This window comes from Salmonella sp. SAL04196, assembly GCF_046550835.1.
Taxonomy (GTDB): domain Bacteria; phylum Pseudomonadota; class Gammaproteobacteria; order Enterobacterales; family Enterobacteriaceae; genus Salmonella; species Salmonella enterica.
In genome coordinates this window covers 72,922-93,967 of sequence record NZ_JBGDXE010000005.1, presented here as the reverse complement: position 1 = coordinate 93,967, position 21,046 = coordinate 72,922, and the positions used below count along the sequence as shown (strand labels likewise).

The following is a 21,046-nucleotide window of genomic DNA, read 5'->3' as shown; positions in this document are numbered from 1 at the left end:
GAAGCAAACTTGATTTTGATTGGCTGTAAATAGCTTTTAAATGGTGTATATAAATGAGATAAATAATAAATAACAAAAATATAGCTCTATGAATGATTACAATCATCTGTAACAATATATTATCAAAGACAGATTATTAACTAATTTCAAGGTCTATTTCAATGCCAGGTCAACCTTTGATTAATTTATAATTGATATAAATACATCCATCCATTTTATAAATATTTATATTATGAATGATATTTAATGGTTTCATATATTGAGATAAATAGATGCGTGAGGAAAAAGGTGTGATTATCATGCGACACCTGGTGTTATTGTAAATATACTCGTCATACTTCAAGTTGCATGTGCTGCGGCTGCGTTCCCTCACCCCAGTCACTTACTTTATGTCGCCTTCCTGCAACTCGAATTATTTAGAGTATATGGGTAGCGCTAGATGCCGGGTTGCAGAAGCGAGACGGCGCTTTTACACACTCGCGGCAAACGGTGGTGACTCCAATTAGCAGAACATATACTTTTCAATGAATGTGTCGATTACTTTTTCATGAAGCTCAATGGAACGTGAAAAGCAGATTTTTTTCGTGCCAGACGCTTAATACGTTAATCCACGCACGTCGCATAACCTGCTGAACTTGCCGGCTTAATGGCGCAGTTTTGATTCCTGGTATTCTCATCCACGCCGCAATACATGCCGCCGCTCGAGGTTGATTTAGATAAATAGGGGTAGCCCTGCGTCGGCCAGCCTAACGAGCTAATGGAATGATACAGCGTCAACAGGTCGTTATTATCCGGTGCTTTGCTAAGGCTACCGCACTGCTTGGCAATATCCCATTTAGTGTTGTCCACCGTATGCGCCATCGCCCAGTACTCGTTATTTGTATGCACTCCGTTGGTAAATACTGGCGTCACGCCTGACAGCAGCTCAGCCTGAAGCCACGGACGATGCAGCGTTTTTCCGTTAACGGATGTCGTATCCGCCATATTTCCCCAGAACAACGCTTTATCCGTATCCGGACTGGTAAGTACCATAAAAATCACATCCAGTGATGCGTGAAGAGTCGTATTGTCCGTCAGTTTCACCGTGAGTGGCGTTTTCAGCCCCAGGCTTTTATCCTGATTAAGCGTAAACGTTGCCGTACCGTCGCTGCCGGTAGTGCCGGTAAAGACAATCCCGGTGGTGGTCATACTTTGGCTGGCGCTTGCGGGTGTCAGCGCTTTAAGCATGAGATCGTCTGCTCCGGCATCCGCTGCCACGTCGCCATCCGTTACCACCGTACCTGCCCGATTTTTCGAATCGCCACGTGACAACGTAAAACCGACGTTGGCGACCGGGTTACCGCTGCTATCTTTTACCGTCACCGTTAACGGCATCGCGCTTCCCTTCTCCACTACCGCCGCGTTTTTCGCGCCGTCCATCGCCGTCGAGGTCAGCGTAATACTGGCAGGAGTAGAAGTACGCGGCTCGACCAGACACACCTGAGCGCCGGTGGCAGTCGATGAACTGGCGGTGCCTTTATCGCCGCTATTCAGGTTTATAAATTGGTAATATCCGGTATTCGGCGCACGATCCGCCGCCCACCAGGATTTGTTCCCCGCCACCGGCCAGCCGTAGTTTGTACCGATTGCGCCGTCAGGATTGTCGCCATACAACGTTTGCAGATCACCTGACAACGGCTGGTATTCGACATCACAGCCGGTTGCGCCCGCTTTTTCAGTGTTCGCTGCGGTGACTAAGGGCCATGTTTCATTGTTAACCAGGTAAGTACCGCTATTCGATGTCATCTCCGCCGCCAGTAGCGGACGCCGGAACTTCACGCCCGCGCTGTTAGTCACGGTTTCCGGCATATGTCCCCAGTATTTGGCTTTCTCGCTGTCCGGGCTGGTAATGACGGTGAAAATGACGTCCATATCGCTAACTGTCAGCGGATCGTCGACAAGCATCGCCTGCAGCGGTGTTCTCAGGCCACGGGAGTCATCCTGCGTCACTTCGAGTTGCGCTTTACCATCCTCATCCGTAATGCCATACCAATAACTTGTGCACGAAGATACCGTGCAGTTAAACGTCATTGAGCCCGTAGACGGCGCAACCGATGTGAGTACCATGCCTCCGCCGGAACTGCCATCAACGACACCCGCCCGGTCTATCGAAAGCGTTCGTCCCAAACGGATAGCAGTATTGGGCTGCGGCGTGCCAGAACCATCCCTCACAGTGACGGTCAACGGCAGACTCTCGCCCTTCTTCGCCACTGGAGCGCCTTTATCCGCATCCATGGCGCTGGAGGTGAGTTCTATCGACAAGTCCCGGCGCTTTGCCAGACAAAGCTGCGCCGTGGCGGTATTGGCTTTGGTTGTCAGCGTATTATTATCGCTGAGTCTGACATACTGGAACTGACTGTCTGAGTGCGTGGCATCCGGTACTGAGTTACCCGCCCCCCAATATTTTCCTGATGCCACTGGTAGGCCAAGCGTTGTCGTGAGTGCGCCATTGGGATAATCGGTATATAGCGTCTGTAAATCATTTACCGTCGGCAACCCCAGCCGATCGCACGGGCTGGCGGTGTCCTGATACATATTCGGATAACGGCTCCAGGTATACCAGGACTCGTTATTTTCCGTATAACCCGACGTGTCCGCCGTTGAAGAAAGTTCAGCGCGCAGCAGCGGTCGCTTAAATTCAACCCCCTTACTGTTGGTAAAGGTTTCCGGCATATGGCCCCAGTATGTGGCCTTGTCGGTATCCGGGCTGGTGATAACGGTAAAGATAGCGTCTTTACTGTCCGTCAGGTTGCTGCCGTCCATCGTGGCGGCGCTGATAGTGGTCTTTAAACCTGTGGTACTGTCCTGAGCCAGGGTAAATGTCACCTGACCCAGTTCATCAGTTTCCACGTACAGATATTTCGCGGAGGTATCCAGCAGGGATGTCGCAAGGCCGGACGGCATCACATTACGTAGCGTAATATCGTCTGTGGCGCCTGAAGCCGATGCGGCGCTGTTGGCGCGATTGTACGACGTTCCCCGGCTGATTTTCACCATCACGTTTTTCATCGGCTGGCCTGCGGCGTCTTTCACCGTGACGGTGGCGGCAATCTGCTCGCCCTTCTTCGCCTTTGCGATTCCGGTGGCTTCATCCTGGCCTGCCAGCGTCAGCGTCAGGCTGGCAGCGGCGCGGCGCGCCGAGACAAGACAGGTCTGCATGTAGTAAGCCGTGGTGCTGGTCGTCGTTTTGACATCATTGCCGTCGTTAAACAGGTTGACCGCCGCGTACAGCGACTGCGCTCCGTCTGACGATATCACGTAATCCCCCGCCCACCAGTAGCGGCTGACGTTGTTGTTGCCCGAACTGGTCATCGGCCAGCCGTTACGGCTGCGCATGGCATTATCAGGCCAGGTATTGTACAGCGTCTGGAGGTTGCTGACGCTGGGCAGATAATCGCGCCCGCAGCCGCCGCTGACGCCGTTCCAGGCTTTATCGACGGTTATCATGCCCCAGGTTTCGCCCTTGTCGTAGTAGCCGTTGGCGATGGTCAGCGTTTTGCCGGGCGTAGCGCTGAACTCGCTCGCCAGCAGCGGACGTTTGTACACAACGCCGCTGCTGGCGGTTAACGTTTCCGCCATATGGCCCCAGTAGCTGGCCTTCGGGGTGTCCGGGCTGGTAACCACGGTGAAAATAACCGGCAATGGCGCGGTCGTTGTGGCGTTGCTGTGCTCTATCGACGCCATCAGCGGCGTTTTAAAGCCAGCGCCCCCGTCCTGGCTGATATCCAGCGTCAGCGTACCGTCCGCGCCGGTAGCGGTGTAATACTCAACGCCGCTGTTGCGCGCGTCGCTGTGGTTAATCTGTATGGCTGCCGCCTGCGAACCGTTAACCTCCTGATTCGCCCGCCCAATGCTGTCGCCGCGCGTAAAGATAACCGGCGTGTCCGCCACCGGCTTGCCCTGGGCATCCAGCGTGGTGATGGTGACCGGAATCGTCTCGCCGACCTTCGCTTTAGCGAAACCATCGCTGTCGTTATACTGCGGCGAAGTCAGCGTTATCTGCGTCGCCACCGGATGGGCGTTTTGCAGGCAGACAAAATAGAGTTTTTCAGCCCACAGCAGCGAACCGATGCCGCCGTCGCGCAGATTAATCGACTTAACGTAGCGGTTTTCCGATGTCCTGCTTAAATCGGCGGTGCTGTCCTGGTAGTTTTTACCGTCCAGCGGCCAGCCCTGCTGGGTATTCATGGCGCCGCCGGGCCAGGCGTCGTACAGCGACTGGAGATCGGCAAGCGAGGGCACAAATCCCGCGCCGCAGGCGTCTTTCGCTACATCAAAATTCACGCTGCCCCAGGTTTCGTTATTTTCCGTATTGCTGCCGTGGGTAATGCCGCTGGCGATTTCAGCCGATAACAGCGGGCGCTTAAATACCTCGCCGTTGGCCGCCGCTACCGTTTCCGGCATATGGCCCCACATTTTAGCCTTATCGCTGTCGGGGCTGGTGACCACGGTAAAGATGGTGTCGATACTGGCCGTCGCGCTGGCGTTATCGTACAGCGCCGCCGTAATCGCGACCTTCGTACCGTGGGTATCCGGGCGGGTGACGGTGATAATTTTGCTGCCGTCCTCGCCGGTCAGTTCGCCGATTTTGGTGGCGGTATCGTTGAGCGATTCACCGTCGATGACCACCGCAGAAACGATGCCGTCGCCGCTACCGGCGATATGTTTTTCCCCCTGGCGGGTATAGCCGTCGCCGCGACTGAGCACAAACGGCGCATCCGGGACCGGATTGCCGCTGGCGTCTTTCGCCGTCACCTTGAGCTGAAGGGTGTCGCCTTTTTTCACTTTCACCGCGTGCTCGCCGCCGACGTCATACCACAGCGACGTATCTACCGGTTCGATGGTAATTGAGGCGGCCGTGGGATTGACGCCAACCAGGCAACTCACAAAATCGGAAGCGTCGCCGGAAGCGGTTTTGTCGCCGGAGGCCAGCGATACCGTCTGCCACGAACTGGCGCTGGCGAAGGTGGAAGACCAGTAGTTATACGACGTCGGCCAGCCGGATACGGTGTGAATTTTATTGCCATCGTTCGCGGCATAGAGTGCGCTAAGCTGGTGATCTTGCGGCAGATGATTAACCTCGCAGCCTCCGGCGTTGGGGTTGTTCAGCGCATCGGCATGGGTAACGCGCGCCCAGGTTTCGTTATTCTGATCTTCGGTCCTGGTCGCGGCAGTCGCTTCCGCCGCCAGTTTTGGCCGCTGGAATTCCATATTGTCCACGGTGATAGTATCCGCCATATGTCCCCACATATGCGCTTTTGGCGTGTCGGGGCTGGTGGGTACGGTGAATTTCACGCTGCGGTTGACGGGGGCGGTGATCAGCGAGTGGAGCGGCAGTACGGTCAGCGGCGTCAGCAAGCCGACGCCCTGCGGCTGTTCAATCACCAGCGTGGCGTTCCCCTCGGCATCGGTGATGCCCTGATACGTCATCGACGCCTGGGAGGAGCCAAACGAGGTTCCCCCCATGACCAACGTTCCGTCGCTGGGATCGGTAAAACCGGTCGTCGCGTTGTCGCGATTTTTGCCATGCGACATGGTCACGGTAAACGCGGCGTTAGGCACAGTCAGTCCGTTCAGCGCGTTGACGGAGTGCACGTTCATCGTTACCTGTTCGCCCACTTTGGCGACCACATTGCGTAACGACTCGTTGCCATCGAAGTAAACGTTCAGGATGGTCACCAGTTCGTTGCCGGAACAGGAAAGATAGTTCGGTTCAGCGCCGCTGAACATGCTGTCCGCGCCGGTCGCCAGGTTGACGTGCGCGGTGGTGGAGCCATCGGTATCCGCCGCGATATAGCTGTGTTTCTGCGTCGGCCAGCCGTAGGTCGTTTCCATCGCGTTGCCGGAATGGGCCGCATACAGCGTATCCAGCAGCAGTTGCCCCGGCACCTGGCCCGCGCCGCACTGGTTTGTCGCCGCCGTTACCGAGTTAAACGTGGCCCAGTATTCGTTATTCTCAAATTCAGAGCCGGTGTCCTGCGCGGCTTCGTCCGCCAGCAGCGGACGTTTGTAGATATTGCCCGCCTCCACCACGCCCTGCATATGGCCCCACATGCGCGCCTGCGCCACGTCCGGGCTGGTGACTACGGTAAAAATGACGTTCTGCGTCGCTTCTGTCCCGTCGAACAGCACCACGCGCACCGGGGTTAACACGCCCGCGCCCCGATCCTGGGTCAGCGCCAGCGAGAACTGGCCGTTGGCGTCGGTGACGCCGTGATAGTGACCGTCGCTGCCTGCCAGATTGGTGATAATTACCGGATCATCCGTCCACTGATGCCCGCTATCAATATCGGCGTTCTTTTGATTCTGACGATTCTGCTCGTCGCCCAAGTAGACATTAAAGTAGCGATAAGGCAGCGGTTTAGTGGTGGCGCTGTCGGTGACGGTGATCTTCATGTTGATGTCATCACCGACCTTCACTTTCGCCGCATTGACCGTTGAATCAACATTATCGGCGCTAATCACTAACTTCGGCGTAACCTCCGGCGAGGCTTTATCCACGCAGCTTACCAGCGATTGCGTGGCGTCCGGCATTTGCGTAAGGCTGCGGCTGCGCATATCAATGCTGATATGGTCGGCGGCGATCGACCCCTGGGAGGAGGACCAGTACTCTTCATCTCCGGATGTCAGCCCCACCGGCCAGCCGAGGGTGGTGGATAAATCGCCGCGCTCAATTTTTAACCCTTCCAGTTGGCGCGCATCCGGCAGAATATCGCAGTGTTTATCCGCATTAGCCCAGTTGAACTGCGCCCAGCTTTCATTGTTGATACTGACGGCGCGGTCTTCGCCGTCGGTTTCCGCCGCCAGTTTGGGGCGGCTAAAGGTGTAGCTTTCGCCATCCACCGTGGCGGTGGAATTGTCCGCCATATGGCCGTACATATTGGCGCTGCCGCTGTCCGGGCTGGTGAGGGTGGTAAAAATCACGTCCACGTCGGCTTTCAGCGCAGGCGCGCCTGACGGGTGCGCCACCAGCGGGGTTTTTACCCCCGGACCGTTAGCCTGGGTGACGGTCACCGTCGCCACGCCTTCCGCATTGGTGGTGCCGTGATATTCGGTGGCGGTGGTGGTCAGTTCGGTATTGCCGACGCGTACCGGCACGGTATTGTTCACCACGCCCTGGCGATTCAGCGCATCGCCGCGGGTAATCACGAACGCGATATTGCCCGCAGGCTCGCCGTTACAGCCTTTGGTATTCACCGTCAGCGTGATGCTTTCACCGGCTTTGACCTTCGCGGCGTTGAGCGACTCGTCCAGATGATCGGCGGCGAGCGTTACCGGGTCGCCCACGGCGGGGGCAATATCCACCGCAATCTTTTGATTGAGTATCTCTACCGCGCTGTCATAAGGCACGCCGGTGCGGGTAAGCAGCCACAGCGGCGGTACGGCGGTTGAGGTATCCAGTTGCGGCCAGACCACCAGGTGGCGGCCCGCCATATTTTGCTCACAGAACGTCAGGTTTGCCGATGGCTGCGGAGACAGCGGCGTATCCGGCGTGGCGGCGTCGGCCCAGACCAGCGTGACGGTGGGCGCGCGTTCAGCCTGCCAGGCCAGCGGCGGATCGGCGAAAATATCGCCTTCAGTATCGTGCGGGTTGGTTAAGGTCATCGCGCTGCCGGCATCGCTGGTGCTGAACTGGCTGGGTTTCGCGGAGTAATCAACAGAATTAGCCGCATCAGAGCGCAACTGCACGCTGCCCTGATAGACCGGGATCGTCACACTATCGGCCTGAGGGGGAGTACCGTTAATAGCCGCAGTTTGCTCAGTGAGTTCCTGCCATGCACCGCTGCTTCGCACGGCCTGCGCGAAGAAAGGCGTTAAAATAAAGGCGCATAACAGCAACCAGGATAAAAAACCGACACACTTTTTCGATTTCACTGACGTACCTGAGAAAAGTCCATTTCGTTGCAGCTCATTCCATTAATACAAGGAATTAAAAATGCATCGCGACCGGCACAACGCCAGCCGCAAGGGATACTCAGGTTGGGCGCGCCTCACCCAACCTACTGCACCCGGCACGAGGCATAAGCAAAACCTTGACTTGAAAGCGTACAGTTTTCCGTATTGGTCGTTTCGTTAAATGAGCAATACTTACCGCCAACCATCGTTTGCGATGCATAGTCATATGTATACGACGACGCCGGCGCAGCCGTAGGCCAGTGCAGGTCGCCAATGATGTTCTTCAGCGCCTTCAGATCGTCCAGCGTCGCGGCGTTTTCCAGCGAGCCGCAAAGATAAGGCAGCGATGTCGTAGCATGAATGGATGTTTCACCATAATCAATATAGTTCGCCGCCCAGGTTTCATTATTAAGCGGCCAGGTGCCTGGCGGCATTTTGGACATCTCTGTTTTCAGGAATGGGCGGCGCAGCGTAACGCCGTTAACCTCAACGGTATCCGGCATATGGCCCCAGTATGACGCATACGGCGTATCCGGGCTGGTTGGTACCGTAAAGATCGCATCGACGCTCGCCGTCTCGCCAGCCAGCTCCGAAAGCGTCGCCGTGATGGATGTTCTCAAACCCAGCGATTTATCCTGGTTTAACGTGAACCGCAACTTACCGTCATCGCCGGTGACGCCATACCATTTCGTGCTGGTTCCCCTCTGGTTATTAAACACCACTGCCGCACCCGCAGGCGATACCGGCGTCAGGGTCATGTCTGATAACGCGCCTTTGGACGCAACCGGCTCGCCAATCACACCGGCCTGAATGTATTTGCTATCCACCGTGCCACGCGAATAAGAGTAATCACGCGTCAGCATAACCGTCGCCCCCGCCTGCGGCTGCCCGGCGCCGTTAGTCACCGTTACCGTCATCGGTATCGCCTCGCCTGTTTTCGCCACCGCCGCCGATTTATCCGCGTTCCACACGTCCGTAGATAACGCAATCTTCATCTGTCGCGGTTCCGTCAGACAGAGCTGGTAATAGAAATTCCCCGGAGTTTCCAACGTGGTGCCGCCATTACCCGTATTGAGATCGGTAAATTGCCAGTAAATGGATTGATTTTTTACCAGGCTGTCGCCTGCCCACCATTTTTTCTTGATGGGTAATCCAATGTCGGTCGTGATCTTACCTTTGGGGTGATCGCGGTACAGCGACTGGAGATCATCCTGCGTGGCCATCTGATTTATCGGGCACGCGCCATAATTCCCGGTATTAAAATTATTCACCGTAAACCAGGTTTCATTGGTTTCGAAGTAACTCGACGTATGATTCTGCGATGAGAGTTCGCCATACAGCAGCGGGCGCATAAACTCCGCGCCGTTGCTGGCGGTGAAGGTTTCCGGCATATGGCCGTACATATTGGCCTTGTCGCTGTTCGGGCTGGTGATGACGGTAAACACTGCCGGCAGCGACGAGGTTACTGTCGGCGTATCATACAGGCTGGCAGTCACCACGCTTTTCACCCCGACTCCGCCAGGTTCGTCAAGCGAAAGGGCCAACGTACCGTTCGCCCCGGTCGCCCCATAAAGAACCGATGAACTGTAGGCAAACTCTTGCGTCGCGCCACCAGACTGCGTCATCGTCATGGTGTAGCTGTTGGTAAACGGGTAGTCAGCTTTACGCGGCGTCCCGGCGTCGCGCTTAAGCGAAAACGTCGTATAAGGCACCGGATTACCCGCCGCATCGGTGGTGGTGACGAGCAGTGGGATCGACTCACTGTTTTTAGCCTTCACCGCCTGAATAGTGTCATCCGTCGCCAGCGTGGAGGTGAGCGTAATTTGCGTAGCCTGCGTCTTCGGCGTCGTTGCGCAAATTTGGTATTGCCTGTCGTTCACACCGTCATTAACGACGCCCCGGCGCGAATCATCATCCAGATCGACAATGTAATAGGATCGGGGCTTTCCGCCGGTTAACGACCCGGAACTGGAACCGCTCCAGTAAGAACGGTTGATCGGCCAGCCCTGGGCGGTTTTTATCGTGCGGTTTGGGTATTTGCTGTAGAGCGAATCCAGCGCCTCGACGGAAGGGAAATAGCCCGCAGCGCAGTTAACAGCGGGGTCGGTTTTTGAACTGTCTGGCCCATAAAGCCCCGCCCAGATTTCGTTGTCTTCGGTATATTGCGCGGCACTTGCCTGATTGGCTAATTCAGCGTAGAGCTGTGGACGCTGATACTCCGCGCCATCCGCCGCCGTGAGCGACGGCAACATATGCCCCCACATGCGGGCAACGTCGACATCCGGGCTGGTGATGACGGTAAAGATGGTGTCAATGCTGGCGCTCACGGCGGCATTTTCATACAGCGCGGCGATAATGGCCGTTCGGGTGCCGTGTGTGTCCGGGCGGGTAACGCTGATGATGCGGGTGCCGTCAGCGCCGGTCAGCATCCCCATTTTGGTGGTGGTCCAGGCCAGGGATTCGCCATCGATCACCACGGGCGTGACGATGCCTTGCTGATCGTTGCCCTCACTGGCGGTGTACTTCTCGCCCCTGCGATCGTAACCGTCGCCGCGGGTGAGCACAAACGGCGCTTCCGGGATCGGGTTGCCGCTGGCGTCCTTCACCGTCACCTTCAGTTGCATCGTGTCGCCTTTTTTCGCTTTGACCGCGTGAACGCCGCTGCCATCGTACCACTGCGACGCATCCACCGGTTCAATGGTAATCGAGGCCGCCGCCGGGTTATCGCTGGCCAGACAGCTGGCGTAAATGGAGACGTTGGCGTTGGCGAATTCACTGCCGCTAAACAGCGAGATCAGTTTCCACGTGGTAGCGCTCTGGAAGGTCGAAGACCAGTAGTTAAGCAGCGTCGGCCAGCCCTGGGTGCTTTTCATCACGCCGTCGCTGTTGGCGTTGTACAACGCCTCAAGCTGATCGATGCGCGGCAGGCGGTTCGCCGCGCAGCCGCCCTTATCCGGGTTGCCCGCCGCGTCAGGATGCAGAACGCGCGCCCAGGTTTCGTTAGCCTCAGCCTGAGTACGTTCCGGCGTCACTTCATCCGCCAGCTTAGGCCGCTCAAAGGTCAGATCGCCGACGGTGATGGTATCAGCCATATGGCCCCACATTTTGGCTTTTGGCGTATCCGGGCTGGTGGCGACGGTAAACTTCACGCTGCGGGAAACGGGCGTGCTGATTAATGAATCGACGGGCGCAATGCTTAACGGCGTCAGCAGCCCTACTCCCTTCGGCTGGGTGAGGATAATGGTCGCATCGCCGTTGGCGTCGGTGATCCCATGATAAGCCTGCCCGGCAAGGTAGCCCACGTCATCAAACAGCATCTGACCATTGCTGGTGTCGGTAAAACCGGTCGTCAACCCGTCGCGCCGTTTGCCGTTCGCCATGGTGACGGTGAAGTCGGTATAGGCGATCGGCATGCCGTTGAGGGCGTTGCGCGAATGAATGTTCAGCTTAATCTGTTCACCCACTTTGGCAACCATATCGCTGTTTTTGGTCGCCGGGTCATCGTTGAAGTAGACGTCCAGCACCGCCACCATTTCGTTGGCCGAGCAGGTCAGGTAGTTCGGTTGATTGGTAAATTTACCGCTATCGCCGTTTTCAAGGTTGACGTGCGCCGTTCCCGAGGCGTCGCTGTCCGCGGCGATGTAATAGTCTTCGGTTGGCCAGCCATGTTCGCTTTCCATCTTGCCGCCAGCATGTTCGCTGTATAAATGCGCCAGCGATGACTGATCCGGCACCTGGCCGATGCCGCACTGCGCGGTGGCTTTTTCCACTGAATTAAACGTCGCCCACTCTTCGTTGTTTTCGCTGAACTGACCGTCTTTGTGGCTGGTTTCCACCGCCAGCAGCGGGCGTCTATACAGGTTGCCCGCGTCCACCACGCCCTGCATATGGCCCCACATGTTGGCGCCGTCCACATCCGGGCTGGTTATCACGGTGAAAATTACGCTAAAGGGCAACTCGATGCTGCCGCCTTCATCATCCGGCATCACGATGCGGATGGGCGTATCTACGCCCAGGCCGCTGTCGTGTTTTAACGTCAGGTGTACCTAGCCGTTGGCGTCGGTCACACCGGTATAGTGTTCCGGCGACGAGGCGCGCATATCTTCGGTGTTGATTGTAACCCGTTGGTTATCCCACGCGTCCTGATGCTCTCCTTTGCGGTTTTTCGCAGGGTCAATGAACAGCTCCATATAGCGATAAGGCAGCGGCTTTTGCGTGTCGCGATCCACAACGGTCATCACTAAATCAATCGATTCCCCCACCTGTGCTTTATACGGCCCCTCTGGAGAGAGCGTTATCTGCGGATGCGCCGCAGGCTGGGCCTTATCCACACAACTGACCAGTAGCGTGTCGCTGTTGGCGGCCCTGACGACCGACGCGCTGTTCATATGCACGGCAGCGTGGTAGTCGTTTATCTGATCTTTGGTTGACGACCAGTATTCCGCATCGCCCGTCACCGGCCAGCCGGTGTACGTTGCCAACGCACTATGCTCATGCCTTAGCGCCACCAGTTGTTCGGCATCCGGCAGAATGTCGCAATGGTTATCCGCGCCACTCCAGGTAAACTGCGCCCAGGTTTCGTTGGTGTCCACAACGGTGCCGCCATTTCCGCTGGTTTCCGCCGCCAGTTTCGGGCGGGTGAAAGTGTAGGTCGTACCGTTCAGCGTCGCCGTGGCGTTCTCAAGCATATGACCGTACATGTTGGCCTTATCACTGTCAGGACTGGTGATGGTAGTGAAAATGACGTCGACATTGTCGGTCAGCGTGGGATAGCTTTGCGAAGAGACGATGAGTCGTGTTTTTACCCCCGGACCTTGCTCTTGCGTCACCACCACCGTGGCGTTGCCCTGCTCGTCCGTTACACCGTGATATTCTGTTTGCGTAGTCGTTAACTCGGTATCGCCAACGCGCACCGGGTTAGCGTTATTGACCACGCCCTGGCGATTGATTGCATCCTCGCGACGGATCACGAAGGCGGCATTCGGCGCCACGTCGCCATTACAGGCTTTGGTGGAGACAGTGAGGGTAATGCTCTCCCCCGCTTTGACTTTCGAGGCTGCAAAGTTGGCGTCAATATGATCGCCGCTCACAGAAACAGGATCGCTCACCGCCGGTTTGATATTCAGCGTCACTTTCGGGCTAAGTAGCGGAATGACCGCACTGTTCGGCACCCCGGTACGGGTATAAAGCCACAGTGCGGGAACGCTGTTCTCATCTTCCACCTGCGCCCAGGCAACCAGTTGCCGCCCGGCGAGGTTTTGGGCGCAAAAGGTCTGGTTAAGAATCGGCTGCGGCGAGAGCGGCGTATCCGGCGTGGCGGCATCGGCCCATACCAGACTCATGGTCGGCGGTTCTTGATTTTCCCAGGCGATGGAGGGCGGATCGGTAAAGAGATCGCCTTCCGTATCGGTGGAGTTGACCGCACGCATCGAGGTTGAGGAGGCATCAGCGCTAAAATCGCGCGGCATGGCGGTAAACTCGATATCGTAGGTCTTGGTAGGGTCAAGCAGCATACTTCCCTGATACAGGGGAATAGTGGCACCGTCGGCCAGCGGCGCGGTGCCGTTAACCGCGCCGGTCGTCGAGTTCAGCTCTTGCCAGGTTCCGCCCTTCAATAGCGCCTGCGCAGGCGCGTTCGACACTGCAAACATGATCAGTAATGTCAGTAAGAAATGTACCACTTTATTCACTTGCCGATTCCTGTTCATGAGCGATAGCCACCCGTATTCATTCTCTGTCGTGATTCAACCCACTTTGCTTAGCGTGCAGCTAAGCAAAGTGCGCGGAAAATACCACTCCCCGCAGGGAGTGGTATGTTGAGGACAACTTATTTGCGTCTGTAGTCGATGGACAAACCAAAGCCCTGGACACCGTCGGTACCCACGGTAACGCCGCCGTCTGCTCCCTCGAACGCCGTTTTCGCTTCGGCGTTGGTGACAGGGATGACAAGGTCTTTATCGTTCCAGCTTTCGTTAACGATACCGCCGGTACCAGTACCTGCAATTGCGCTGGTGCCAACGAATTTCCAACGGTAGTCGTACTGGCTGGTAACCTCTTCACCGGTATCGTATTTACCTGCCGTACCACCCTCTTTATCTTTCCACAACAGAACTTTATAAGTTGTGTTGGTTTTGAGCGGAGTAGAGGTACCCAGCAGGTTGGTGGTTGAGCCAGACTCGTAGATAACCACATGGACGTTTTCATCCACCACCGGACCTTCCGGAATATCGTCACCATCCGCACCACCGCCCGCATCGGTCGACAGGTCTTTCAACAGCAGTTCAGTTGCCACGGCAGGATCACCGGTGGTGGTGGTTGGCGTGATTTTGATACCGATATAGTGGTCGGCGTCACCCGCCTGAATTTCATAGGTATCGCTACCTTTGGTGCCAATCTCTTCGGGATTGCTACCATTCTGGTCGCTGTATCTCATCCACTGCACCGTCAGTTTCGTGGCGGCGTTGTCGGTATCCAGGTCACCTTCCTTATCGCCAATCGCCCAGTTCACCGTGACCTTATCGCCAACGTGGAACTGCTTATCGCCTTCGGTCACAACGGTACGATCGCCGCGATCGATAGTTACCGTTACGTGATCTTTGTCGGTATCCGCGGTTTTATCCGCCGCACGGGTAATCCACGGCACCGTACCCTGAATGGTGCCCGTCTGTTCAGAGACAATCTGCCACTGTCCCGATTTCAGATTACCGTTTGCCGCCACCGCTGGCGCGGCGCAATACCCGGCAACTACTAATGCTAAAGCGACCTTCGTCAGCCGCCGTTTTACTGTTGCTTGCATTCAGACTCTCCTTTTTCTCAAAATTCAGCGGCTGGCTGGTCAGCCACAACGCTGACGCTATTTCTGGCTATACGTAACGCGTATGCCGTAACCCTGAACGCCATCTTCCTCATTGGCGGCAAACTTCTGCGCCGCCTCTTTATTGGTTACTGGCAGGACAAGATCTTCATTCATGGTGTTGGCCAGCGCGCCGGTATGTCCGTTTGTACTCTGCCCGGTAAACTCCCACTGGTAGTCGTACAGCGCCATCTCTTCTTCCGTGAGCTGCTCGGACATCTGAAAAACATTGTCTTTATTCTTGTCGCGCCACAGCAGGAAACGGTAGGTATTATTGACCGTAGGGTGCTTATCTTCTTTGCCGATAAGGTTGACAGGGTTGGCGGCTTTGACCTGATAAATCACCGCATTCAGCGCGCTCAGGTTGTCGCCGATAAAAGTGACATCAACGTAGTTACTGTCGCCATAGGCGTCTGCTTTCGCCTTCCAGCGGAAAGTGCCCGGCAGGGTGCTGGAAAGCGTCACCGTCCCCGCTTCTTTGTCACGGCTGGCAATAAACACGCAGGGGGTTTCCGTAGTGCAGGGCGTCTGGGCCAGGGTGACTTTTTTATCATTGCTGTCGTACAACACGGGCGTCATGGCATCGTCCACCAGTTCGTTACCATTGCGATCCGTGGCGTCGCCAAAGGAATCGGTGATCAGGAGATCCATCACCACGCCGTCTTCGCCATCGGCCAGCGCGCTGGCTTCATGGCTATGATCGCTGCGATCGGTATCGGCAATGTTGTCGACGATCAGCTCAATTTTGCGATCCTGCTGGACAGTGATTTCCACCACGCCGGAGTTCTGCTTATTGCCCTTTTCGTCTTCCAGCGTCATGCGTACTTTCCAGGTGTTCAACGCGGTGCGCTGCTCTTCGGTATCGGCGTTAACCCAGGCAGGAAGCACCAGATTCCAGCGGTTGTTGTTACCTTCGGTTAACGCATCCGCTTTCACCACCGGCATCACCAGCGTACGGGCGGCGTTGTTTTTCGCCTGCCAGGAAGCAGAAATAATTTTGTAATGGTGGTTAATCAGCGCGTTGACAGTCCATTTGCATTTTTCCAGACCCACCGCGGCCTCAGGCGTATCTTCAATCACGCATTCCGGGTGTTCGTTGGTGGCGTCGGCCTTCAGCCACAACGTAACGTCCAGCGGATCTTTCTCGCGATATTCGAGAACGATGAAATTGTTACGATCGACAAAATCGGTGCGGCTGCCCATTAAGGAGTGCTGAATTTTAACGTTTTCCGGATCGAGCTGCGCCGCCAGCGGCGTGCCTATCTGGTAGTTCACGGTCGCGTTAACGCTAAAATCGTTACTATCGCCAGTACCGGCTTTGTAATCCGTACCAACCGTGACCAGCGGTACCGGCGTGTAATTTAGTCCGACGGTAACGGCATGAGGATCTTTTTGCAGGTTATCGGTGCCAAACAGCGCCACTTCATCGCCGTAGTACTGTTCATAAACTAATTTAGCGCCAAGCTGCGGATAAAACGGCAGCCAGCTTTCCATGCGGATATCCCAGCCGCGCGCGGGTCGTTCTTCATAAAAGTCGAAATCTTTGGAATCTTTCCAGTCAGAAAGAGGATGGTAATAGTTGCCGGAGAATTTCAGGTAATCCGTCCAGGCTTCGGTTCCCAAACCTAATCGACGGTGACCGCGCGTAAAATCGTAGTCATAGAATGCGTTGCCGCCAAGCAGCCAGTTGCCGACGTTCTGGCGCACGCCAAGCCCAACGTTACCAATGGTGCGGTCTTCCTTACGCTGAGCCGAAATCTGGCTAAAGAAAAGCGTGCTCTGGTTATCATACCAGGGAATAAAATAATCCAGCGAACTGCCGTCCAGATCGCCGCCTTCGCCAATAGATAAACTGGTGCGCACTTTACCATAAGGCGAAAGCATACCTTCGAGATAGGATTGCGCAGAAGACGTGACTTGCCCTTGAATATAACCGCGCGCCTGGGATTCCAGCGCTTCCGGAGTGAGATTATCAAAGCCCTGGGTGGCGGAATTAATAAAGTAGTTAGCGCCCTGTTCTTTAAAGGTCTTTCCTTTATTTTCCTGTTCTTCTTTTTTCGCGGATTCGCTGGCTAAATCAGGCAGGGAGGAGTGGCTTTCATCATTTGCAGATACAGAGTTATCTGCGCCGGAAACCGCAACTGATACTCCAGACACTAATAGCAAAACCAGAATGCGAATCCTTCGCACCATATGATATCCCTGTCGTTAAATAAACACGCCGCTATGAAAAGATATTATATGGATGATTCAGATGGAATCATAACTAACAGACCTAAATATATTCCTAAAAAGAAAAGTTTAATATGAAACAGATTTATAATATTGATATAATAAATAAAAAAGAAAGCTATTATTTATTTCTAATATTAATTTTCGGAAATAATATTCCCTATAAATAGTTGAATAAATAAAAAGAATAAAATAGCTACCGGGCAGGATACGATGCTGATATTACGGGAGTATCGAATAACGCTTTTGTCCTTAGCCGGATAAGACGTCGGCGCCTCTGCTCTGCGGCGCAACGTCGACAGCGATTTTATTGATCGGAAATGACGAAGTTAACCCGTTTTTTTGAAATTAAACCATGACCGTTCTGGCAAAAATAGTCCACTGCGCCGCAGGCTTTCAAAACCTGTAATGGCTGGCGGCAGTCAGGACAAATTGCCTGTAACGAGAAATCATTAGCGCATGTCTCGCAATGCGCTGTATCGCCATTGCGCTCCAGCGCGTGATGGCAAACGGGGCAGGTTATTTCCATAACATTCTCCTCAGGCGCGTGACTCACTTTTACTTGAAAGGCCTGATAGCGCAGCGCTTGTCAGGCCTGGAATATTACTGAAAAAGCATTACTTGCTTTTCTTGATATGTTTCATCAGACGCTTACGTTTGCGCATTTGCGTTGGCGTCAGTGTGTTACGCTTGTTCGCATACGGGTTCTCCCCTTCTTTAAACTGAATGCGAATCGGCGTCCCCATCACTTCCAACGACTTGCGGAAGTAGTTCATCAGATAGCGCTTATAGGAGTCTGGCAGATCTTTTACCTGGTTGCCGTGAATAACCACAATCGGCGGGTTATAGCCGCCAGCGTGGGCATATTTCAGTTTCACACGGCGACCGCGCACCAGCGGCGGCTGATGATCTTCAACCGCCATCGTCATGATACGGGTCAGCATCGCAGTGCTCACCCGGCGAGTGGAACTGTCGTAAGCCTCGCGTACGGACTCAAACAGGTTGCCGACGCCGCTGCCGTGTAGCGCAGAGATAAAATGAACACGGGCAAAATCAATAAAGCCCAGACGGAAATCCAGCGTCTCTTTCACCTGCTCTTTGACTTCCTGGCTCAGGCCATCCCATTTGTTGACTACGATAACGAGTGAGCGCCCACTATTGAGGATAAAGCCCAGCAGAGACAAATCCTGGTCGGAGATCCCCTCGCGCGCATCGATAACCAATAGTACGACGTTAGCGTCTTCAATCGCCTGCAACGTTTTAATCACCGAGAACTTTTCTACCGCATCGGTGATTTTTCCGCGCTTACGCACCCCCGCCGTGTCAATCAGCACATATTCCCGTTCGTCGCGTTCCATCGGGATATAAATGCTGTCGCGAGTGGTGCCCGGCATGTCGTATACCACCACGCGCTCTTCGCCGAGAATACGGTTAGTGAGTGTGGACTTACCTACGTTCGGGCGACCAACAATCGCCAGCTTTATCGGCAGGCTTTGCGGGTCAAAATCATCTTCCGGCGCTTCTTCGCCATTTTGTTCCGCCTCGAACTGCGCCCAGTATTCCGCGTCTTCATCCACCTCTTCCTGCGGCGCGACATCATCCATCCACGGCAGAAGCACATGTTCCAGCAGGCTCAATACGCCGCGACCATGTGAGGCGGCGATAGGGTAAATTTCGCCTAACCCCAGCGAGTAAAAATCGACAACCGCCTGATCGGGATCGAGACCATCCGTTTTATTCGCCACCAGGAAGGTCGGTTTTTCACGGGAACGCAGATGTTTGGCAATCGCTTCATCCGCCGGCATCAGGCCAGCGCGCGCATCTACCATGAATAACACCACATCCGCTTCTTCAATCGCCAGCAGCGACTGTTCCGCCATCCGCGTTTCGACGCCATCTTCGGTGCCGTCAATACCGCCGGTGTCGATACAGATAAACTCGCGGCCTTCAACCTCTGCACGACCGTACTTACGGTCACGAGTCAGACCCGGGAAATCCGCAACCAGCGCATCTCGGGTGCGGGTCAGACGGTTAAATAGCGTGGATTTTCCGACGTTAGGGCGCCCGACAAGCGCGACCACAGGTACCATGTTTAAAGCCTCATTAAAAAAATCATCAGACAACGCGCGCATTTTGCGCCATTGTTAAAAACAGGAAAACGGCCCCTACACCAGGAGCCGTTTTTTAAAACGCACAACCGTGACGATTAACGCGTAATTGCGTAGACCGTACCGTCTTTGGCCTGGATAAGCAGTTTACCATCCGCCACCGTCGGTTCGGTCAGAAAACCGGAACTGTCTACTTTTTGTTGGGCCACAAAACGCCCGTCATCAACATCAATCCAGTGCAGATAACCTTCGCTATCGCCGACGACTAAATCACCATTATACAGTACCGGGGAGGTCAGCAAACGGTGCAGCAGATCACTTTGCGTCCACAGCGTTACGCCGCCGTCAGTGGTCAGCGCCAGCACGCGATCGTTCTGATCGACCAGGTAGATACGGTCGCCGTCGACGATAAAGTCATTGACCGAACCCAGCTCGCGTTTCCACATAATCTGACCACTGCGCAGATCCAGCGCCGTTAAGTTACCATTATACGCCAACGCGTAAACGACGCCGTTTACCACAACCGGCGTGGTATCAACGTCGCTCAGACGGTCAATTTCCGTTGGGCCAGTGGCCTGGGAGATACGCTGTTGCCAAATCATCTGGCCTTGTTGCATCAACACGGCGCTGACGCGGCCATTGTCGCCACCAACGATAGCCGCGCCGAACGCGGTTGCCGGCGCAGATTCCCCGCGCAGCGACAGCGAAGGCATATCCAGGTTCACCGTCCATTTAATGGCGCCATCCGCCTGATTTAGCGCCTGCAACTGACCGTTGCTGGTATGGATAAGGACGATTCCATCACTGACAACCGGGCGAGACAACGCTTCGCCAGCGACCTTCGTCTGCCATGCTGTAGTGCCGTCGCTGGTATTCAGCGCATAAACCTCGGCCTTTTCACTGCCGATATAGACGTGACCGCCCGCGACCGTGACGCCGCCGGACAACAGCGCGGACGAACGAGAGAACCAGCCGTCTTTTTCGCCCAGATTCACAGACCAGATCTCTTTGCCATCATCCGCATTGAGCGCTTTTACCACGCCCGCGCGATCGGCTGCATAGACCACGTTATCTGCCATTACCGGATGAAGGTTAGAATAAAATTCGCCAATTCCGTTACCGACAGAGGTACTCCAGACAGTGGTCGGGGTAAACTGGTTTTCAACCTGCGGTAATGGAGACATCTTGACGACATCTTCTTCGCCGCTAAACAGTGAACAGCCGCTGAGCAGGGTAACGGAAAGCAACCCTGGCAGAAGTAATTTACGCAATTGCATCGGGTCCCTCTCAGATGGACAAATTATTGATTTTCATCTGCATCATTTCGCTCAACGCCGGAGAAGCATCGCTATTGACGCCCGCTTCCCATGCGCTGCGCGCGCCTTTTTTATCACCCTTACTCAGCAACGCTTCGCCGCGCAAATCCGCGACAATGGCCGTCCATCCTTCGCCTTTAACGGCATCCAGAGTTTTCAGCGCGGCATCAGCTTGCTTAAGCTGTAACTGAACGCGAGCGAGACGCAGATTAATCACCGCTTTGAGATTTTCATCGCTGGTGGCCGCCAACCCCTGCTGCAACTGGGCTTCGGCTTTTTTAAGTTCATTCTTATCCACAAACTGCTGCGCCAGTTCCATAGACGCCAGCGCACCATAGGTATTTTTATTCTCAGCCGCGAATTTTTCAGCGGCCGGAATGCTATCCGGCTTATCGGCGCTTACCGCCGTCACCGCATTTTGATACGCCAGAGAAGCAGCACGCGCGGACTCCGTCTGATGGCTGCTCCAGTAACGCCAGCCAACCAGCGCGCCAACCCCTAAAATCACTCCGACAGCCAGCGCTTTGCCGTTTTCGGCAAAGAAGCGTTTAATCGCATCCACCTGGTCGTGTTCGTTCTCGTAAATTTCCACGCTGTCCTTC

At 55.1% G+C, this 21,046-nt stretch carries 7 protein-coding genes and 2 pseudogenes; all 9 read right to left on the bottom strand.

Annotated elements, in window-relative coordinates; all coding sequences use genetic code 11:
• Positions 1–502: 502 nt before the first annotated feature.
• Positions 503–603: pseudogene (locus ACLJPE_RS17315) on the bottom strand (IS1 family transposase); the annotation flags it as partial.
• Positions 604–7,914, bottom strand: a complete 7,311-nt coding sequence (ratB, locus tag ACLJPE_RS17310; protein ID WP_410966016.1) for a DUF823/DUF824 repeat adhesin RatB — start codon at positions 7,912–7,914, stop codon at positions 604–606. It lies immediately after the preceding pseudogene.
• Between the two features lie 125 nt (positions 7,915–8,039).
• Positions 8,040–13,643, bottom strand: a pseudogene (ratA, locus tag ACLJPE_RS17305) (DUF823/DUF824 repeat adhesin RatA).
• 119 nt (positions 13,644–13,762) lie between these two features.
• Positions 13,763–14,731, bottom strand: coding sequence for a SinI family autotransporter-associated protein (locus ACLJPE_RS17300; protein ID WP_001149079.1), 969 nt, complete (start codon positions 14,729–14,731; stop codon positions 13,763–13,765).
• 57 nt (positions 14,732–14,788) lie between these two features.
• Positions 14,789–16,981 (bottom strand): intimin-like inverse autotransporter SinH, encoded by a 2,193-nt coding sequence (sinH, locus tag ACLJPE_RS17295; protein ID WP_000252242.1) that lies wholly within the window; start codon positions 16,979–16,981, stop codon positions 14,789–14,791.
• Positions 16,982–17,327: 346 nt separating this feature from the next.
• Complete coding sequence (locus ACLJPE_RS17290) at positions 17,328–17,549, bottom strand: zinc ribbon domain-containing protein (protein WP_000406472.1); 222 nt, start codon at positions 17,547–17,549, stop codon at positions 17,328–17,330.
• Between the two features lie 88 nt (positions 17,550–17,637).
• Complete coding sequence (gene der / locus ACLJPE_RS17285; RefSeq protein WP_000249411.1) at positions 17,638–19,110, bottom strand: ribosome biogenesis GTPase Der; 1,473 nt, start codon at positions 19,108–19,110, stop codon at positions 17,638–17,640.
• 116 nt (positions 19,111–19,226) lie between these two features.
• A complete protein-coding gene (gene bamB, locus ACLJPE_RS17280) occupies positions 19,227–20,405 on the bottom strand; it encodes an outer membrane protein assembly factor BamB (protein WP_001177071.1) in 1,179 nt (392 codons plus the stop codon).
• A 10-nt stretch (positions 20,406–20,415) separates the two neighbouring features.
• Positions 20,416–21,036 carry a YfgM family protein gene (locus ACLJPE_RS17275; protein ID WP_000409190.1) on the bottom strand — a complete coding sequence of 207 codons (621 nt, stop codon included), beginning with the start codon at positions 21,034–21,036 and terminating at the stop codon, positions 20,416–20,418.
• Positions 21,037–21,046 lie beyond the last annotated feature (10 nt).

What these genes read in the sequence shown, in the direction of transcription:
- der (WP_000249411.1), bottom strand. Translation starts at nt 19,110, where the DNA reads ATGGTACCTGTGGTCGCGCTTGTCGGGCGCCCTAACGTCGGAAAATCC.
- sinH (WP_000252242.1), bottom strand. Translation starts at nt 16,981, where the DNA reads ATGGTGCGAAGGATTCGCATTCTGGTTTTGCTATTAGTGTCTGGAGTA.
- ACLJPE_RS17300 (WP_001149079.1), bottom strand. Translation starts at nt 14,731, where the DNA reads ATGCAAGCAACAGTAAAACGGCGGCTGACGAAGGTCGCTTTAGCATTA.
- ACLJPE_RS17290 (WP_000406472.1), bottom strand. Translation starts at nt 17,549, where the DNA reads ATGGAAATAACCTGCCCCGTTTGCCATCACGCGCTGGAGCGCAATGGC.
- bamB (WP_001177071.1), bottom strand. Translation starts at nt 20,405, where the DNA reads ATGCAATTGCGTAAATTACTTCTGCCAGGGTTGCTTTCCGTTACCCTG.